The sequence below is a fragment of the Lactivibrio alcoholicus genome (genome assembly GCF_055390895.1).
The window spans coordinates 2,386,335-2,405,254 of record NZ_AP042471.1; the positions used below are offsets into that span (position 1 = coordinate 2,386,335).

Sequence of the window (18,920 nt, forward strand, 5' to 3'; positions counted from 1 at the left end):
GAAGAATTGCAGGTTTGCAGTACCTCCTTCCGGCTCAGAAGCGCTTCCTCCCGCCCCTTTTCTGAAACGACTCTGTCTTCGAGGTGATTGCAGTGACGCTTGACGAGATGAACCCCGGCTCGCGAGGCCGGGTCCTCCGGAATCGCGCGGCCGGAGTGTTGCAGCGGAGGCTTATGGATATGGGGTTCCATCGTGGGGTAGAAGTCGAGGTTATTCGCAACGCTCCGCTCGTCGATCCGGTTGAATTTCTGCTTGACGGGCAGTATGTGAGCCTGCGTCACGCCGAGGCCCGGAATATCGAGGTGGAATCGCAGTGAAAGAGAATCGCGTCGTCGCTCTCGCGGGGCAGCCGAACTGCGGCAAGTCGACGATCTTCAATATGCTGACAGGGGCCAGACAGTATGTCGCGAACTATCCCGGCGTTACGGTCGACATCAAGCGGGGGTTCCTTCGTTCCGGCGCGGGTGCGATCGAAATCGTCGATCTTCCGGGCGCGTACAGTCTGACGCAGCGGGACGAGGCCAAGCGCGTCGTCGACTGGCGATCTTCCGGGCGCGTACAGTCTGACGTCGTATTCGTCGGAAGAGATGGTAACGCGCGATTTCATCCTGAACGACGCCCCGGATGTCGTTCTCAACGTCATTGACGCGTCGAATCTCAAGAGAAGTCTGTGCCTGACCTTCCAGATCCTCGAGATGGAAGCGCCGCTGATCGTCGATCTGAACATGACCGACGTCGCGGCGGGACGCGGAATGTCGATCGATGCGAAGGTCCTTTCGCGGGAGCTCGGCGTTCCCGTCGCATCCACCGTCGGAAACCGCAGGAAGGGCGGCCGGGAACTCAAGACGCTCCTCGAGGCGGTCCCGAAGGGATCGAGGGAGTTCCGCTTGGACTACGGAACACTCGAACAGGACCTCCTCGAGACGGAAGTCGAGCTCGGGACGATCTTTCACGAACAGACGCTGCCGTGGCGCTGGATGGCGCTGAAGCTGTTCGAAAAAGACGACAGCGTGTGCACTCGGGTCGCGTCGATCGGAGAGAGGGGCGTCGCGCTCCTGAAAGAGGTCGAACGTCGCGCGAAAGAGTTCGAGAAAAAAGAAAAGGACGACCCCGCAAGTCATATCGGATATGTCCGCCATCTCAGGGCGGAAGAGATCGAGCGAGCGAGCGTCGTGCGCACTCCCGGCGCGAATCGCGATCTCACGGACCGAATCGATTCCGTCGTCGTCAACCGGTTCTTCGGACCGGTCCTGCTACTCGGAATCATCTACGCGCTCTACGAATTGTCGATCGTATGGGGCTACAAACTGACGGAATATGTGGTCCCATGGCTCAGTCGTTTCCAGATGTCCGTCGAAGGATATCTCCCGGTCGCGGGTTTCTGGCAGTCGCCGATGCTCCGCTCGCTCGTCGGCGACGTTCTGACGTCGATCAATTCAGTGCTCATCTATATCCCCATTTTCCTGATTCTCTTCGCATGCATCGCGTTTCTCGAAGATGTGGGGTACATGCCGCGGATGGCATTCATTCTCGATCGCGTCTTCCGCCGGTTCGGCCTGCACGGCCAGTCGACGCTTCCGTTGATCCTGGGGGGGATTTTCATCGGCGGATGCGCCGTGCCCGGAGTCATGGCGACACGGGTGATTGCCGACGACCGCGCGCGCTTCGCGACGATCCTGGTCGTCCCCCTGATGAACTGTATGGCGAAAATTCCACTCTACACGCTGCTCATCAGCATCTACTTCGTCGGTTCCGAGGGTGGAATGATGCTCTTCATCTCGAGCATCACGATCGTCGCGGCGCTCGCGGTCGCAAAGGTTCTCTCCCTGACCGTACTCCGCCAGCGTCCGTCCTCGCCGTTCGTCATGGAGATGCCCCCGTACCATATGCCGACCGTCCACGGGATCGCGTCCAGGTCGATCGAGCGGACGTGGCTCTTCTGCAAGAAGATCCTGAGCGTCATCATGCTCGTCTCCGTCGCGGTCTTCTTTCTGACGAACTACCCGGGGTTGCCGGAGGAAAGCGTCCGGGGATACGAAAGGAAGGCCGCGGACATTCGCGCGGGATTCCTTCGCGAGATCGAGGGGACGTCGTACGCCAAGACTCTCCGCGACGAGGATGCTTTCCTTCGGTATCTCGACATGTCAGACAGGTTCCGCCAGTCCCGCCTCGCGGGCGCCGACGCCGAATCGCTCGTGAAGCGCTTCTCGGCTGAAGACGCGACGCTTGCGTCGATGATGGCGGGAAAGGGAGACGAATTCCGGAAGCTCGACAAAGCTGCAAAGAAACTCAGGAACGGCCGCCTGTCCCTTATCCGGGACGCGTCCTCCGAGAGACTGAACGGAAGCGTCCTCGGCCGGATCGCCGCGTTCCTGGAACCCGCGACGCGCTTCGCCGGCTTCAACAGGAAGGTCAATGTGGCGCTCCTGAGTTCCCTCGCGGCCAAGGAGAGCAGCGTCGCGACGCTCGGCGTTCTCTATCAGCCGCAGGACGACGCGGGAAAGACGCTCGGAGAGCGGATGAAGGAGCAGGAGCGGGGGTTTACGCCGCTGCACGCTCTCGCGCTGATGGTGTTCATGGCGTTCTATCCTCCCTGCGTCGCGACGCTGCTGATGGTTCGCGTCGAAACGCGAAGCTGGCTCTGGTCCCTGTTTGCCCTCGTGTACCCCACGGCGCTCGGACTCGGATGCGCGTCGCTGATCTACAGCGGCGGCAAGGCTCTCGGCCTGACCGGTTTGCCGGCGGCATGGGCGTTCTTCGGTCTTCTGGGAGCGGTCGCGCTGCTGCTCGGGATGATTCCTTCCGCGAATATTGAAGACGAAGCGGACGGAGTGGTTTTTGAGAGGAGGTGAACGAAGTGCGACGCATCATGATGTGTCTTCTGGCGCTCATTGTCTGTCTTGCGGGCGTGAATCCCGCCGCTGCGCATACGCCGCTGTGTTCCTGCTATCTCAATTCCGACGGGACGGTGACGTGCGAGGGGGGGTTTTCCGACGGTTCCTCTGCAACGGGAGTTTCCATGACGGTCAAGGCCGCGGATGGTTCCGTGCTGACTTCCGGCAAGATCGACGAAAACGGCGAGTTCTCATTCGAGAAACCGAAAGTTCCGTTCGTGGTCGAGTTCAACGCCGGTCCAGGTCATGAAGTGACGGTCAAGGGCGAGGATATCAAGTAGAAAGCTGTTTGAATGTCAGGGCGTCCAAGGCGGGGAGTCCCGGGCGAAGGACGCCGTACCGAAAACGAGGAGGACGAAATTATGTTCCATGGAACCGTGAAACATGCAGTACTGCGCGCAGCAATCGCGATCGCCGTTTTCTCAGTGTTCATGACATCGGGCGCCGCGTGCGCGCACGATTTCTGGGTCAATGCCTCCGGACCGAAGGATGGCATCGTCAGAGCCGAAATCGGCTACGGACACGATTTCCCGAAACCCGAACCGATACCGGCGGATCGCACGAAAATCTTCGAGGGGCTTCAGCTTGCGACGCCGAACGGCATGACGCCGCTCGCGCAGATCGGAGAGAACTACGCGTACGAAGGGAAAGCGGAGTTGAAGAAGGGAAGTTTCCTTGTTCTCGGAACCTACCGTCCGACCTTCTGGTCCAACGGACCCGACGGCTGGGCGCAGAAGGACAGGACGCAGCGCGCGGACGCTACCTACTGCGAAGAGGTCACGATGTTCGCGAAAACGATTCTCGACATCGAGGGGAGCCGTGAGGCGGATTTCATCTCGAAGCCCGCGGGACAGCGCCTCGAGATCGTTCCTCTGGTTCACCCCGCGACGGTCAGGCCCGGAGAGAAGTTCCCGGTCAGGATTCTTTTCGAGGGAAAGCCCATGAAGACGGCGAAGCTCGAAGCGACGTTCGCCGGCTTCTCGAATAAGGAATACAAGGCGTTTGTCGGACGGACCGATCTCGACGGCGTCGTCGAGATCATCCCGCTGAAGGCGGGGTACTGGTTCGCCGAGGCGGAATACTCTTTTGCGCACCCCCAGAAGGATAAAGCCGACAAAGTTCTGCTGCTGACGACGTTGAGTTTCCGTATCGGAGAATAATCTGCGAACGGTCGTCCCTCCGGAGCGGTGCGAACGCTGAACCGCTCCGGAAGCGGCGAACGTTCCGGTATGGCATCCCGGTGTCACACGACGCTTTCTTCGGGTTTTTCCGGAGAAGCGAGCAGTAAGGAGGATGTGATCGTACGATGAAACGACTTGCGTTGGGATTCGCGGTTGCGTGCCTGTGCGTCGCGTTCGGATCGGCGCCCGCGTGTGCGCACTTCCAGATGGTCTATACCCCGGAGAGTGCCCTTCAGAAGTCGCAGGATGTGACGCTCAAGATCGTGTTCACGCATCCCTTCGAGGCGGGGCACACGATGGACATGGCGGGGGTCGAGGAGTTCTTCGTCGTCCACAAGGGGAAGAAGGAAGACCTCAAGAAGCGTCTTCTTCCGATCCGGTGGACCAGTCTGACGAACGACGGTCTGGGATACGAGGCTGCCGTTCCGCTGAAGGGAATGGGAGATTACGTCTTCGGACTCGTTCCGGCGCCGTACTTCGAGAAGGCGGAAAACGCATGGATGCAGCAGTGCACGAAGACGGTCGTCAGCGTTGCCGGATTGCCGACGGACTGGGACGCCGAAATCGGGCTTCCTGCGGAGATCGTTCCTCTCGACAAGCCGTACGGGCTCTGGACGGGCAACGCTTTCCGGGGCGTCGTGAAGGCGAACGGACAGCCGGTTCCGTTCGCGGAAATCGAAGTCGAATACATGAACCACGAACCCGATGTCGCGCACAATTGTTTCGCGAAGGACGCGAAGGTCGAGGCGCCGCAGGACGCTTTCGTCACGCAGACGATCCGTGCGGACGCGAACGGAACATTCGTGTATTCGATCCCGAAGGCGGGGTGGTGGGGCTTTGCCGCACTCGGAGTCATCACCCGCGACTATAAGGGAGCGGAGCTTGGGGTCGACGCCGTTATCTGGGTTCAGGCGCGGGATATGAAATAAGGTTCCGATGCCGGGGAGGGAAAGGTAAGGCTTTTCCCCGTTGACCCTTCGCTCCTTTCTCTCTCCGGCATCGGGTTTCTCTTCGGCATTTCGGCGAGGTTCTCCATGCGACGACGCTTTCTTTCTTTCATATGCACACTCCTTCTGGTCTTCCTCTCTTCCGAAGAGGCTTTCGCGTACGGAACACTGACCGTCGCGGTCGAGGCGGGGAATCAGCCCTTCTCGCAGGTCAGTGGCGAGGAATCGGCCGGATACGACATCGATCTGTGGATGGCGCTCGCGCAGAAAGCGGATGTCGAAATCCGGTTCGTCCGCGTCCCGCTGGGGAAGCTCGCGGATGCGCTCCGGGACGGAACCGCGGGGGGGGGCGATTCTTCCCGGGGACGGGGATCCCGGTTGTTCGATTCCCGTGGACACGCTCCGTCTCGCGCTCTTCGGGACGAAAAACGCTCTCGGGAGCCCGGGCTGCGTTTCCGTGGCCGTCTCCGACGCGGCGTTTCTTCCGCTCGGGCTGTGCTCCCGATTCGGGGCGTGTCGCATCACGAAAACGCGGGAAGAGGCGATCGAAGGCGCGCGAGAAGGAGCGCCGGCGCTGATCCCCGAGTATCAGGGGCTGCATCTCGTTCATGGAACCGATGCGTCGGGGTTGAGCGTCTCGATCATCGCCGACGTCGGCGTTCCCCGGCGGATCGTGCTCGCGGGAGAAGCGAAGCCGCTGCTGTCGGCGCTTCGCCGGGCCTATACCGCTCTCGGAAAGGACGGAACGATATCGACGCTTCACGACCACTGGTTCAGTATCTATGAAAATGGGCACATCGATACCGCTCGCTTCGAGCGGGGAATGAAGGTCATCGCGGTCGCGGGAGGCATAGCGGTTATCTGGATTTTCGCGCTTCGTTGCCGGGTTCGCTCGAAAACCCGGGAACTCTCCGTCCAGCTCGCGAAAAGCGAATCCGCGGAACGGGAAGTGGTGCGTCTCAATTCCGAGCTCCTGCGTACGCAGTCGGAGATTGCGTACACGCTCGGAGAGGTGATCGAGACCCGCTCTCACGAAACGGCGAACCATGTCCGGCGCGTCGCGGCGATCAGCGAGTATCTTGCGATGAGACGCGGCGTCCCGCCGGATGAGGCGAAAACGATCGGGCTCGCGTCGTCGTTCCATGACGTCGGAAAAATCGGCATCCCCGACGCGATCCTGAACAAGCCCGGCCGTCTGTCGGCGGAGGAATTCGAGAGAGTCAAGACGCACACAACTATCGGTTACAGAATACTGAGCGCGACCGGGGGAGCGTTTTTCGATCTCGCTGCGGCAATCGCGCTCGAACATCACGAACGATGGAATGGCGGAGGATATCCCAACGGATTGAATGGAACCTCGATTCGTCCTGAAGCGAGGATCGTCGCGATTGCGGACGTGTTCGACGCGTTGTCTGGAAAGAGGGTATACAAACCGGCGTGGCCACTCGATCAGGTGATCGAACTCATTATGCGGGAACGCGGCGGACATTTCGAACCCGCTCTCGTCGATCTGTTCATCGCGTCGATCGACGACGTGCTGACGATATGCCGGGAGTATCCGGATGCGAAGGCGGATTCGGAACACCCGCGTGAATTGGTCCGTCTGGCGTGCGTCTCCTGACGCGCGCCGATTGCGGAATGGTGGCGAACCGCACGGAGGCGTTGTGCGATTCGTCGGGGAAAAACGTACTGAGGAGGAATACGGTGTGAGGAAGTTCGGTTTTCTGATTGCTGTGCTTGCGCTCGTCAGCGTTTCCGCGCCGGCGTTCGCCGCGAATCCGTTCATGGACGTGCCTTCGGGGCATTGGGCGTACGACGCCATCGGGCAACTCGCGGCATCCGGCGTCCTGTCCGGATACCCCGACGGGACGTATAAGGGGAACCAGCCGGCGACACGGTACGAAATGGCTTCCGCGCTCGCCCGGTCGCTTGCGAACGTCAATATGGCCAAGGCGAGCAAACAGGATGTCGAAATGCTCAAGCGGCTCGTCATGGAATTCAGGGACGAGCTTGACGCGCTCGGCGTCAGGGCCGACAAGATCGATCGGCGCGTCGCGCAGCTCGAGTCCGACATCGGCGGATGGAAGGTCACGGGATCGTTCCTGATCTCCATGAAATGGGCGAAAGAGGAAGGAACCCTGTACGCGACGGCGGGAAAAACGGATTATGCTTTCCCCGAGGACGACAACTACATCGATTTCGAGAAGCGCGTCGATGACAAGGTGACGTTCTCGGCGCGGTTCCAGTACGACGGGGAAGACGGAATTCTGTGGCGCCGCATGTATCTCACCGTCGCGCTGCCGTGGGATATCTCGATGCGCGTGGGAAAGTTCTATGTGGAGTATGAAGGCGGCTTTTTCGACGAGGACTGCGGCGACAGTACGTTCATGTACAAGAGCAACTGGAAGGGACTGGAGTTCACGAAGCTCTTCTCCATGGGGTCATGGTACTTCCTGGTGGCGCATCAGGAAGAGAGCGACAGCGACGGGTACCCGGACGCCGCGTACGGATGGAGCGAGGTCGAGGCGAATCTCTTCCACATGGGGGTGCGGCTCGATTTCAACGAACGGTTCAGCCTTGGGCTGAACGGAATGCTCTTCGACCAGCAGGATGACGACGGCCTTACGTGGAAGACGTCGGACAGGAGCGTCTACTGGGCGGATTTCACGGTCAACTTCACGAACGCGGTCGCTTTCAAGGGCGCCTTCTACGGTCAGAAGTGGGATATAAAAGGCGGATACGACGATTCGCCGAAGGCCTGGAAGGCGATTGTCGACATCAAGCAGGATGCGCTCAAATTTACGGACCTCTGGCTGGAATACGCCAAACTCGATGCGAGCTTCGCGCCGATGAACGATCCGTTCGATTCGACGCCGGGGAACGTGGCGTTCCTGAGCGTCCGCGAGGAAGAAGATATCCGGAATCCGGGACGCGACAGCGAAATGTCGTGGGTGTTCCTCTCCGCGCGGCAACAGTGGAGCGACCAGTGGACGACGTTCTTCCGGTACGGAGCGTTCGACTACGACAAGGCTCCGCTCGCCGACGGGACGTATTCCGACCGGACCATGTGCGGCCTGGGCGTGCGCTACTACTACACGCCGGCGCTCATGTTCGAGCTTGCCTACGACCAGGTCGATTTCGACCATTCGGCTCGCCTCGACGACAGCGCCGTCCGGCTGAAGACGCAGGTGTCGTTCTGAAATCTTTCTCCCAGAATGTCAGGAATGAAAGGGATCCCCGTTGTCGGGGATCTCTTTTGTTGCGACGTTGCAACAATGCCGCAATGGACCGACAACACATGGAATCTACAATTGGTCCGGGGAGTCCATCATGTCAGGAGGGATACGAGTGACTGCGAAGGTACGGCGCCCGATAATGCTGAAAATGGTTCTTATGACCGGCGTGATGGTTTTTCTGGCTGTCGTGTGTACCGCCGGGTTCTCCATCCGGCGTTTTTCCGGTTTTTTCACGAATGAAGTTCAGCGGGAAGCGGACCGGGGGGTCCAGGGGATCGAAAACACGCTGAACGAACTTCGGCAGGATGCGGAAGTCCTGGCCGCGGTCCTGGCCACGACGTCATCCGTCAGGGACGCGATCCTTTCCGGCGACCCGGAAGCGATCCGAAGCGAAATCCGGGCGATGTCCAAGCGAAGCGATTCGTCCGGGAAGAGAGCGGACTTTCTCACGGTGACCGACGCGAAGGGGGTTGTGCTCGCCAGAACGCACAGCGACCGAACGGGAGACTCCATCGCGTACCAGTACAGCACGTCTCGCGCGCTTGAAGGAAAGGCCGCCTCGGCTGTCGAACCGGGAACGACCATCCTCTTGACGGCGCGCGCGGCGGTTCCCGTCACGGATGCGAGCGGAGTCGTCGCCGGAGTCGTGACCGCGGGATTCGACCTGTCGAAGGAATCCCTGGCCGATCGCGTCCGGGAACTGTTCGGGACCGAGGTCACCATCTTCGGCGGGGATACGCGATACGCGACGACGATTATGCAGGACGGGAAGCGGGCCGTCGGAACGAAGCTCGATCCCGCGATCGCGGAACAGGTGCTCGGACGAAAGAAGACGTATCGGGGCCGGACGGAAATCATGGGAATTCCGTTCCTGACGACCTACAAGCCCTTGCTCTCCCCCGACGGAGAGCCGATCGGCGCGCTGTTCGCGGGGCGCAGCCTGCTCGGCGTGATCGGCGAGACGAAACGACTGGTCATGTTTCTGACGCTCGTCATTGGGTATCTTTTCATCGTCTTTCTCGCCGTGACCGCGTTCTTCGCGCGGAAGATCGCCCGTCCGCTGACGAAGCTCGTCGAAGTCGCCGAGCGAGTCGGGGAAGGAGACCTGTCCGTTGCGCCCGATCCGTCGATCGCGGGGCGCGGCGACGAGACGGAAATTCTCGTAACGGCGTTCGCCGGAATGATCGAAGCGCAGCGGGTCACGATCGACAGCGCGAGAGCGAGTGCGCAGCTGACTGGGGAGAGGGCGAAGGCGCTCTCCGAACTTGCGGGGAACACGGCCGACGCGATGCAGCGGATCGAACTCCGGGTGGCCCGGCTTGCGGAGCTGGCGGCGGCCAACGCCTGCGCGCTGCAGGAGAGTGACGCTGGAATCCAGGGGATCGCGGGCGCCGCGAATGCGGCGGCCGTCGCGTCGACGCAGGGGGCGGAGTCCGCGGAAAAGACGGCGCGCATCAGCGAGGAGGCCGGCGCGATGGTTCACGCGACGCTCGTCGCGATCCGGGAGATCGGCGAACGCTCGACCGGAACGGTTGCGGCGATGGAACGCGTCGACGGAGCCGTGAAGGCGATCACGTCCTTCATCGGACGCATCGAGTCGATCGCCGACCAGACGAACCTTCTGGCGCTCAACGCCGCGATCGAGGCGGCGCGCGCCGGAGATGCGGGGCGCGGCTTCGCGGTCGTGGCGGACGAAGTCCGCAAACTCGCCGAGGAATCGAGCGGGGCGGCCCGTGAGGTCGAAAAAATCATTCTGGAGCTTCGCGAAAGCGCGCGAGTTTCCGTTTCGTCGATGCACGACGTGAAGGCGCTCGTGGAGACGACGGTCACCGGATCCGAAGAGGCCGGCCGGCGGCTCGACGGCGCGTTGCGCGAGATCGGCCGGATCAGCGAAAGCATCCAGGGCATCGCGGCCGCGGCGCAGGAACAGGCCGCCGCGAGCGAACAGACGGCTGCCGGAATCGAGAGCGTCACGAAGTCCATCGAGGAGGAAATCCAGTCCGTCGAAGCGATCCGGGACGCCACGAACGAGACGGCCGCCGTATCGCAGACGACGGCTGCGGAATCCCGTTCGATGGAAGAGGAAGCGCGGGGGCTGCTGCGGGTTCTCGACCGCTTCCGGACCGGCGGCGCGACGCCCGCCCTGACGCCGGGGGCGTGATTCCCGGCCGCCCGACTTCGTTTGTCCGGGGAGACGGATGCATCGTCAGCATCCGTCTCATCAGCGTCCGGAGTGTGCGCCCTCGCACGAAGGGCAGATTCCGGACAACACCTCGTGATCGTCCACGATATAGCCTTCCGGGGCAGCCTCCTTCTCGTTCAGCGCGCATCCGGGGATGTCGAAGACGCTCGGGATTGTCGACCGGATCCCCGAAAAGAAGGCCGGGCGATCTCCACGTGTAAGAAACCGTAGCGTTGTTTACGCTTTCCGGAGTAACCTTAAGAAGACCGGAGGTGTGAACAGCATGGAAATCCGCGGGAACACCCGACTGGCTTCGTTTCAGCGGGAAGAGAGCTTTGCGAAGCACCATCAGGATCATGTCAAAGCCAGTCAGTTATGGACGCGTATCACGTGTCCCGCCCGACGATGTACCAGATACTCTTCCGCGGAAGCCGGCCCGTCCCTTCATTGCGTCTCGTCCGGCGCGTCTTTTTTCGTCGCTTTGAAATAGAGCAGGGATCCGTTGTTTGCGTGTATCGGATCGAAATGAAACCCCGCGTCCTCGAAGAGCGTTTCCAATTCTCTTTCCGAGTGCAGGATGCCTCGGATCGTGCTTTTGCGCCCGTTTCGCTCCGGCACGGGAACGCTGCACGCGACAATCGCATGCGCCGCCGCAACGCGACGGATTTCCGCAAGGACCGCCGGGATATCCTCGAAAAAATTAAGCGACAGAATGCAGAGAACGACATCGAACACGCCGTCGCGGAACGGGAGGTCCTCTGCGCGCGCGACATAAAAGGCGGCGTTTTCGAAGCCGGCGCGGCGGAATCGCGCGGCGGCTCTTCGCAGCAGCCCTGGGCTGATATCGATGCCGGCGTACCGGTTATCGTCCGGCAGGAAATTGACGGCGCTGCCGCTCCCCGCAGCCAGTTCGAGAACGTTCCTCCCATGGACGTCTTTCAATTCGTTCCTCAGGATTTCGAAGTGTCGCGTCGCCTCTCCGCCGAATTTTCCGGGGAAAACGCACTTTTCCATGATGGGATCGTACGCAAACGAAAGGATGTCCCCGAGCCAAGGCCGATGGTTCACGATCCGGCCGTCGTCATTTATGATATGGGACACCCCGTTTTTTTCGATGTACTTCACTCCGTCTTTCAGAATACAGCGTTCCTGCATGACGTCGCCCTCCTCCACATCGCACGTGATCCATAACGGAAACTTCCGGAACGCGAAAATTGCGTCTTATGCTGCCTCCACGGGAAAATATACGCCATCCGAAGCGAAGTTCCACGATCCCGCCCGCCGTTCCCTTCCCGCTGTTCCGGAGGAAGATGCTCCCCTACGAAGCCGCGGGAGTACGCACGAGCCGCCAGCCTTCGGATTCCTCCTGGTTTCTCCACATGGACGCATACCGGCCCCCCGCCGCGATCAGTTCGTCGTGCGTCCCGCATTCGACGGCGCGTCCTTCGTCCAGAACGACGATCGCGTCCGCCGACCGGATTGTCCTGAGACGGTGGGCGATCACGAGCACCGTTCGCCCGCGAAGCAGTCGCGCCAGCGCCTCTTGGATCTCTCGTTCGTTCTCGGGGTCGAGCGACGCCGTCGCCTCGTCGAGAATGACGAACGGAGCGTCCTTGAGAATGCATCGGGCGATCGCAATGCGCTGCTTCTCTCCGCCCGAGAGGTTCGCTCCGCCCTCCGAAAGGACGGCGTCGTATCCGCCCGGCAACCGTCGGATGAAATCGTCCGCCCGGGCCGCCTTCGCCGCTGCCGTTATCTCGGCGTCGCTCGCCCCTTCTTTCGCGATCGCGATATTGGCGCGGACGGTGTCGTTGAAGAGATAGACGTCCTGAAAGACGACGCCGATCCGGTAGAGCAGGGTCTCCGGTTTGATCGTCGTGATATCCTGTCCTCCGAAGAAGATCTTCCCGGAGGGGATGTCCCAGAGACGCATCGCGAGATTCGCGGCCGTCGTCTTCCCGGAACCCGAAGATCCGACGAGCGCGACTACGGATCCCTTCGGAACGGAGAAGGAGAGTCCGTTGAGCGCCTCGTTCCGGTCGTCGTACGAGAAACGGACGTCTTCGAAGCGGAGGGAGACGTCGTCGAGATCGAGCGTCGTTGACGTCCAGCGCTGCGCGGGTTCGTCGAGAATCCCCCGGATGGTGGCGGCGGCCTGTTCGGAGTTCCGGAACTCCGCGTAGAACTGCGATACGTTCTTGAGCGGCTTGTAGAAATAGAACGCGAGCATCGCGACGACGACGAAATCGGGAACCGAAAGAGTCCCGCCGGACAGATACCGGAGCCCGAGCAGGAGCGAGCCGGTGAGTCCGACGTCGAGCAGGAGCTGGAACGCGATGATCGCCGGGGCGAGCCCCGCTTCGAGACGGATGCTGACCCGCATGGACTCGTCGATGCACCCCTTGAGGACGTCGAGCTTCTCGAGTGCGAGGTCGTGCGCCTTGAGCGTCCGGATCCCGGAGAGAAACTCCACGAACGCGTCGTTCATCTCGCCCGCGACGGCGAATTTCCGCTTGCCGAACTTCCGGAAGACGAGGTCCGTCAGAAAGAACGTCGGAAGGCCGACCGGAACGACGCACAGCGCCGCGAGCGCGAGCCTCCAGTCCGTCCGGAAGAGGCACAGGGCGATCAGGAGCGACATGACGACGGCCGTGACGATGTCCGTATACAGGTGCGTGAGGACCATCTCGACGTCCTGGATGTTGCTCATGAGACGACTCGTGAGATCTCCGGCCTGATGTTTCCGGAAGAAGCCGAGAGGAACCCGCCTCAGGTGCTCGCCGAGCGCCATCCGCGCGTCCCGGATGAACCGCGCCCCCGTGATCTGACATTCGAGTATCGCCCTGCTTCCCGTGAACCAGCGAAGCCCCATGACGACAACGAGGGTCGGCAGAACCATCGCGAGCGTCCCCCACGAGAACGTCCCCGCGGCGATCTCGTGGACGGCGAGCATGAGCATCCCCTGGACGAAGGCCGCGAGAAATCCCTCGAAGGCGGCGTGAGACGCCGCGCGCCGCATCTTCGGGCGCTTGTCCGAACCGAGCATTTCAAAGACGGAATCGAAGAGCATCCGCGTCCTCTCCTTCATGCCGTCCGCCCGCGGGCGTCGGCGATATTCCATTCGAGCGCGGCGAGCGCGCCCTCCCAGAGCCGTGCGAAAGTTCCCCCGGCCGCGATCAGATCGTCGAATCGGCCCTGTTCGACGATGCGGCCGTCGTCGAACACGAGGATGTTGTCCACGTGCGCGAGGGTTTTGAGGCGATGGGCGACGACGATGACGGTCCGGTCCGCGAGAAGTTCGTTCAGCGCCTCTTGGATGAGGCGCTCGTTTTCCGGGTCGGCGTAGCTCGTCGCCTCGTCGAGGATGACGACCGGCGAGTTCTTCAGGATCGCGCGTGCGATGGCGATCCGCTGCACCTGCCCTCCGGAAAGGCTCCGGTCGCCGGAAAGGACGGTCGAATACCCGTCCGGGAGCGCCGCGATGAAGTCGTGCGCCCTGGCTGCGCGGGCGGCCCGCTCGACGTCGGCGAAGGGCGCCGTGCGGTTTCCCATCCGAATGTTCTCCTCGATCGTTCCCCGGAAGAGTTGCGATTCCTGGAAGCAGATCGACACGCGCCGGAGGATTTCGCGGGTTCCGACGGACGGATAGGGCGCTTTCCCCATCCGGATCGTTCCGCTCGTCGGATCGTAGAATCGCGCGGCGAGAAGCGCCGCGGTCGTCTTCCCCGCGCCCGAGGGGCCCGCGAACGCCGTGATCGTCCCCGGACGCGCCTCGAATTCGAGGTTCGAGACGACCTGCGCCGAATCGTAGCCGAAACAGACCTTCGAGAAGTCGATTCCCTCCCCGGCGGGAACGATCGCGTCCCAGGGTTCCGGAAGGGGCGGCGTTTCGAGCACCGCGCGAAGGCGGGAAACGCCCCGCAGGTTCATGCTCATGATATTGGTCATGAAGAACAGGAGTCGAAACGCGGAAACGTAGGCGGGACCCAGAATGAGCGTAATGAGAAACGCCGGAGCCGTGATGGCTCCCGTGAGATAGAGCGGTCCGCCTATCCCGAGGATGAACAGCGAGCCGGATTCGAGCGTCGTGAAGAACCCTCCGTAGCCGTTCATGGCGCGGATCGTCCAGTTCTTCCAGAACTCGAAGTACTCGTTCACCGACGTCCGGTAGTTCCCGAACGAAGAGGCCGTCCGGTTGAACGCGCGCACGACGCCCATGCCCCGGATGTATTCGATGATCGTCCCGTTCATCCGGGCGAGAAGGCGGTAGTATTCCGCCATGTTCCTGTCGTAATGCCGGAAGACGCTGACGAGGAACACGGGCGAGAGGAGCAGGGGAATCAGCGAAACGACGGCGAGGCGCCAGTCGGCCGAAAGCAGGAGGATGAAGGTCGTCGCGGGAGTGGCGACGGCGCGCGTGATGTCCGGAATGTGATGCGCGATGAAGAGTTCGATCTTCTCGACGTCTTCCGTGAAGAGCTTTCTCGTGTCGCCGCTCGTCTGCTTCGTGAACCAGCCGAGCGGGATGTCGAGGAGCTTGCGGGCGAGGGCGTAGCGGAGGTCCCGGAGGATCCGGTACGCCGTCACGTGGGAGAATACCATCGAAAGCGCGTAGACGAGAATCTGTCCCGCGGCGGAGTACAGGATGAAGAACCCCCATCGCGAAAGCGCCTCCTGCCCCGCGCCGCCTTCGAGAAGCGTCGAAATGAGGCGGAAGAGTCCGTAGAACGGGAGGACGGACAACACCCCCGAAACCGCGCTGATCGCGAGCGTGAGGACAAGGAGCCATCCGCCGCGCCGCGACACCGAAAGCAGGTAGCGGAAGAGGGCGCCGGTGGTTTCGCGTTCAGCGGCGGACGCCATCGCGTTCGTCTCCCTTCGTGCGGATGTCGACGATCATCGGCGTGATGTTGCGCGCCCAGGGCAGACGCGAGGCCGTCCGGAGCATGGCCCCCGGAAGCCCCCGGAAGGCTCCGTACGGAGCGAGCCGGACTTCCGACACCCGCGGGCTCCATGCCCGCATCAGGGGTTCGATCTCGTCGCGCCCGATTCCCCACGGCATCGCCGGAGACGTGTAGTGTGCGGTCTTTCGGAATCCGCGCACCGTCTTGCGGGAAAACCACCGCGGAATGACATCGAACATGATTTCGACCCCCGGAAAGCGGTCGATGACCGCGACGATCACGCGCCGGGCTTCGTCTTCCCGGTAGTAGGGAAAGACGCCCTGGGCCGTCACGAAGACGCCGCGGGACGGATCGACGGCGTCCATCCACGTCGCGTCGAAAACGTCCTTTTCAATGTACCGGCATCGGTCCGTCTGCGGAAGGAAGCGTTCGCGCACGGCGATGCTCTCGGGCAGGTCGACGCAGAGCCAACGGACCCGGCCGTCGTCGCACCGCTGGAACTGCGTTTCGAGGCCGCACGCGAGTTCGACGACGGAGCCTCCCGGATGCGCCGCGAGCCACGGCTTCAGCGCGTCGTCGAAAATCCGGGAACGCATCGGGTGCGACCCGTCGGGCCGCCCGAAACTACGGGCGAAGTCGTATTCGATCGACGAGTAGATCCTTACGCACTCGGGATCGCGGATCAGGGCGTCGGGCCGCAGGGCCTCCTCGGCCCGGTTGTAGAGCGTCCAGAGCATCGTCTCCGGAACGCCCGAAAGGGTGACGGTCGTTTCCATGTTCATGAATGGCTCCTTTCATTCTTCGACGGACAGGATTCGTCCGTGCTTTCGGGAGATTCCGCATGCGCGATTTCCGCGGGCGGAGGCGCGGCGCACGAGAGAAGCCGGAAACAGAGGTCGAGATAGGCCTTCTCGCGTGCGTCCGCGTCTCCGATATGCGCGAGCCTGGACGCGTAACGGGTCCGGTAGAGAATCCAGCCGCGCATGAGCCCGCCGATCAGGATCAGAAAGAGATCGGGGTCGATGTCCTCGGGAACCCGCCCCGTGGCCTGCACTGTGCGAACGCGTTCCGCGAGGTCGTCCATCAGCTCTTCCTCTCCGGGCCACGGAGCGCCGTTTCCCTCGAGGATTCCCCATTCCATGAGACGCATCCACTCGGGGTGCGAATCCAGAAACCTGAAGTATCCGGTGAGTCCGCCCCTGATGAACGGGTCGAATTCTTCCTGCGGCAGGTCGAACTGCGGCCTCTGCGCGCGGAGGTATTCGGAGAAAACATATTCCCGGACGGCTTCGTAGAGTTTTTCCTTCGTTCCGAAGTGATACTGGATGAGACCGGCGGAGATCCCGGATTCCGCTGACAGGTTGCGAAACGAGGTTCCGGCGAAGCCGTGCTGCGAAAAGAGCTTCGCCCCGGCCTCGAGAACCAGGGAGCGCACTCGGTCGGACCGGCACGTTCCCCGCGACATCTTCTCCGATGTGGTTGCGTGTGGCGATGACGCCATTGCTCTCGTCCTCCTTGTCGTACGATCGACAAGTTTTATATATCAAACATTCTTGGAATGCGCAAGCCCCCGCGCGGCGTTCCGCCGAATCCGGAGAGCGATCGGCGGAACCGCGTTTTTCCGGAAGATACGCCGAACATCCGTTTGCACCAATTTGAGTTTCAGGCATAATACACCGGGTGTTTTCCGGAGAGTCTTCCGTTCAAAGAAACTGATCCCCGGGAATCAGGCCGGTGCGATTTCCGCGCGCTGGACGCCATAGGGAGGTAGTTGTAAATGCAGATGAAGGATACGGAAGAGACGACAGCCCGCTCCGAGAATGGGATTCCGAACGCTTTCGGAAAAAAGGCGGCTCCCGGAACCGGGGGAAATCGCATTGCGTCCGTTGGACTCGCGCTTCTGGCCGTCGGAGTGTTTTTCGCGGTCCGATCGCATCCGGAGGTCTCGCGTGCGTTCGTCTCAATGGTGCGGTACTTCGACGGACTTGTCCGCTCGGGATTGCGGGGAATCCGGGAAAATCCGGCGCCCGGAGCGCTCCTTGCCTTCGGCGGCGTTTCGTTTCTTTACGGACTCGTCCATGCCGCAGGGCCGGGACACGGAAAGGCGCTTGTCGTCGCGTACTTTCTGCGCAGGCGACAATCGTGGAAACAGGCGTTCCTTCTTGCGGGGATCATCTCTTCGGTTCATACGGTCGGCGCCATCGCGTTCTCGTTTCTTTTCGCGATGCTTCTGAAAGGGGCCGGAGCGTTTTTCAAAATCAAAATGCAAGGGTATTTCATCGTCGCAAGCGGCATCGCGATTGCGGTCATCGGATCCATTCTCCTGTTCCGGAAATATACGGGACGGGGCGACAACGAATCGCATGCGTCGCGCGTCGACAATCCCGTGTTGCTTGGTCTCTTGGCGGGGATCGTGCCGTGTCCGGCGGCCATGTTGATCATGATGTTCTCGATCGCGCACGGAATCATCGCGCCGGGGCTGATCTCGGTTCTCGGAATTTCGCTCGGGATGTTCCTGCTCCTCGGCGCGATCGGGGTGCTGACGATTTACGGCAGGGAGCGCGTTCTTCGCTCGCTCGACAGGTCCGGCGACGGGATGGTTATCACGTCCGTGCTCGAGTATCTGTCCCTTGCCCTTGTCATCTCGATCGGTCTTCTGATGGTTTCGAGCATTCTCCTGTAGGAGCCGTTCTCCGTGCGACAGACTCTCCTTGCGTTGCTGCTGTGTTTGACGATCGCTTCTCATCCGGCCGCCGCGCATCCGCACCTTTTCATCAACGCCGGCGTAGGGCTCGTATTCACGGGAAACGAGGTCGCCGGAATTCACGTCAGATGGAAGTGGGACGAGTGGTGGAGCGAGGAAGTTACAGGCGAGTGCGACAGGGATCGGAACGGGAAGTTCAGCGCGTCGGAAAACGAGGCGGTTCGCCGCGATTTCTTCGACGGGGCCCGGGACGTCGGGTATTTCACCAAAGTTCGCGTCAACGGGAAGAAGGTTGCGTTCGGAAACGCGAAAGATTTCAGGGCGACGATCCTTTCCGACGGGTGCGTCGCGTACGAGTTCACGCTCTTTTTCAAGAAGAACGAAGCGGCGTGCGGCGCGATCGAAATCACTTTCAACGATGACACAATCTATACGGCTTTCGATGAAGAGGTCGACATCATCGGTGATGCGACGCGGATAAAAAGGAGCAAATCGGAAATCTATGAGGACTTTGGCGTCAGGGTGACGCTGGATCTCTGATCGGGCGCAGTCGGCAAGGGAACTGAGATGCGGGCGAATCCGGAGACTTCGCGCGCACCGCTGACAGGATCCGGAGCATCGCGGCGTCCGCAGAGGAGCAGGCCGCCGCGAGCGAACAGGCGAGCGCCGGGATCGATCGCCTGACGAAGTCCACCGAGGAAGAAACGGAATCCGTCGATGCGATCCGCGACGCGGCCGTCGAGGTGTCGGCAGCATCGCGGATGACTGCGGGAGAATCCCGGTCTCTCGAAGAGGATGCGAGCGGTCTTCTTCGGGCGCTTTCGCGGTTCAGGACCGGAGATGCATATCGCTTGAGCCTTGGGAAGCAAGTT

The 18,920-nt window shown here is 61.5% G+C and carries 16 protein-coding genes and 1 pseudogene; 12 read left to right on the forward strand and 5 right to left on the reverse strand.

Features of this window, described 5'->3' with window-relative positions; all coding sequences use genetic code 11:
• Positions 1-92 precede the first annotated feature (92 nt).
• The 10 genes and pseudogenes from ACZ5IU_RS10950 (at position 93) to ACZ5IU_RS10995 (ending at position 10,419) form a co-directional block, all read left to right on the forward strand.
• Complete coding sequence (locus ACZ5IU_RS10950; protein WP_464417209.1) at positions 93-317, forward strand: FeoA family protein; 225 nt, start codon at positions 93-95, stop codon at positions 315-317.
• Positions 314-646 (forward strand): FeoB small GTPase domain-containing protein, encoded by a 333-nt coding sequence (locus ACZ5IU_RS10955; protein WP_464417211.1) that lies wholly within the window; start codon positions 314-316, stop codon positions 644-646. The genes ACZ5IU_RS10950 and ACZ5IU_RS10955 overlap by 4 nt, the downstream gene beginning before the upstream one ends.
• The gene (feoB, locus tag ACZ5IU_RS10960) at positions 588-2,852 is read left to right on the forward strand and encodes a ferrous iron transport protein B (RefSeq protein ID WP_464417213.1); all 2,265 of its coding nucleotides are present in this window, start codon (positions 588-590) and stop codon (positions 2,850-2,852) included. The genes ACZ5IU_RS10955 and feoB overlap by 59 nt, the downstream gene beginning before the upstream one ends.
• A gap of 5 nt (positions 2,853-2,857) precedes the next feature.
• Positions 2,858-3,175: an Ig-like domain-containing protein gene (locus ACZ5IU_RS10965; protein WP_464417215.1), complete on the forward strand. Its 318-nt coding sequence runs from the start codon at positions 2,858-2,860 to the stop codon at positions 3,173-3,175.
• 81 nt (positions 3,176-3,256) lie between these two features.
• Positions 3,257-4,054, forward strand: a complete 798-nt coding sequence (locus ACZ5IU_RS10970) for a DUF4198 domain-containing protein (RefSeq protein WP_464417217.1) — start codon at positions 3,257-3,259, stop codon at positions 4,052-4,054.
• A gap of 146 nt (positions 4,055-4,200) precedes the next feature.
• Positions 4,201-5,004: a DUF4198 domain-containing protein gene (locus ACZ5IU_RS10975; RefSeq protein WP_464417219.1), complete on the forward strand. Its 804-nt coding sequence runs from the start codon at positions 4,201-4,203 to the stop codon at positions 5,002-5,004.
• A gap of 105 nt (positions 5,005-5,109) precedes the next feature.
• Positions 5,110-5,301 (forward strand): annotated as a pseudogene (locus ACZ5IU_RS10980) (hypothetical protein); the annotation flags it as partial.
• A gap of 40 nt (positions 5,302-5,341) precedes the next feature.
• Complete coding sequence (locus tag ACZ5IU_RS10985) at positions 5,342-6,643, forward strand: HD-GYP domain-containing protein (protein ID WP_464417221.1); 1,302 nt, start codon at positions 5,342-5,344, stop codon at positions 6,641-6,643.
• A gap of 85 nt (positions 6,644-6,728) precedes the next feature.
• A complete protein-coding gene (locus tag ACZ5IU_RS10990) occupies positions 6,729-8,222 on the forward strand; it encodes an S-layer homology domain-containing protein (protein WP_464417223.1) in 1,494 nt (497 codons plus the stop codon).
• A gap of 148 nt (positions 8,223-8,370) precedes the next feature.
• Positions 8,371-10,419 carry a methyl-accepting chemotaxis protein gene (locus tag ACZ5IU_RS10995; RefSeq protein WP_464417225.1) on the forward strand — a complete coding sequence of 683 codons (2,049 nt, stop codon included), beginning with the start codon at positions 8,371-8,373 and terminating at the stop codon, positions 10,417-10,419.
• A gap of 465 nt (positions 10,420-10,884) precedes the next feature.
• Here the strand turns inward: ACZ5IU_RS10995 and ACZ5IU_RS11000 are convergent, their stop codons facing one another.
• From ACZ5IU_RS11000 to ACZ5IU_RS11020, 5 genes are all read right to left on the reverse strand, one after another.
• A complete protein-coding gene (locus tag ACZ5IU_RS11000) occupies positions 10,885-11,595 on the reverse strand; it encodes a class I SAM-dependent methyltransferase (RefSeq protein ID WP_464417227.1) in 711 nt (236 codons plus the stop codon).
• Between the two features lie 163 nt (positions 11,596-11,758).
• Positions 11,759-13,510: an ABC transporter ATP-binding protein gene (locus ACZ5IU_RS11005; protein WP_464417229.1), complete on the reverse strand. Its 1,752-nt coding sequence runs from the start codon at positions 13,508-13,510 to the stop codon at positions 11,759-11,761.
• 14 nt (positions 13,511-13,524) lie between these two features.
• Positions 13,525-15,303: an ABC transporter ATP-binding protein gene (locus ACZ5IU_RS11010; RefSeq protein WP_464417231.1), complete on the reverse strand. Its 1,779-nt coding sequence runs from the start codon at positions 15,301-15,303 to the stop codon at positions 13,525-13,527.
• Positions 15,287-16,126 carry a class I SAM-dependent methyltransferase gene (locus tag ACZ5IU_RS11015; protein ID WP_464417233.1) on the reverse strand — a complete coding sequence of 280 codons (840 nt, stop codon included), beginning with the start codon at positions 16,124-16,126 and terminating at the stop codon, positions 15,287-15,289. Before ACZ5IU_RS11015 ends, ACZ5IU_RS11010 begins: the two co-directional genes overlap by 17 nt.
• A complete protein-coding gene (locus tag ACZ5IU_RS11020) occupies positions 16,123-16,845 on the reverse strand; it encodes a TetR/AcrR family transcriptional regulator (protein ID WP_464417235.1) in 723 nt (240 codons plus the stop codon). Before ACZ5IU_RS11020 ends, ACZ5IU_RS11015 begins: the two co-directional genes overlap by 4 nt.
• Before the next feature lie 276 nt (positions 16,846-17,121).
• Between ACZ5IU_RS11020 and ACZ5IU_RS11025 the strand changes: the two genes are divergently transcribed.
• Complete coding sequence (locus ACZ5IU_RS11025; RefSeq protein WP_464417237.1) at positions 17,122-18,027, forward strand: nickel/cobalt transporter; 906 nt, start codon at positions 17,122-17,124, stop codon at positions 18,025-18,027.
• Positions 18,028-18,039: 12 nt separating this feature from the next.
• Positions 18,040-18,588: a DUF1007 family protein gene (locus ACZ5IU_RS11030; protein ID WP_464417239.1), complete on the forward strand. Its 549-nt coding sequence runs from the start codon at positions 18,040-18,042 to the stop codon at positions 18,586-18,588.
• Positions 18,589-18,920: the final 332 nt, after the last annotated feature.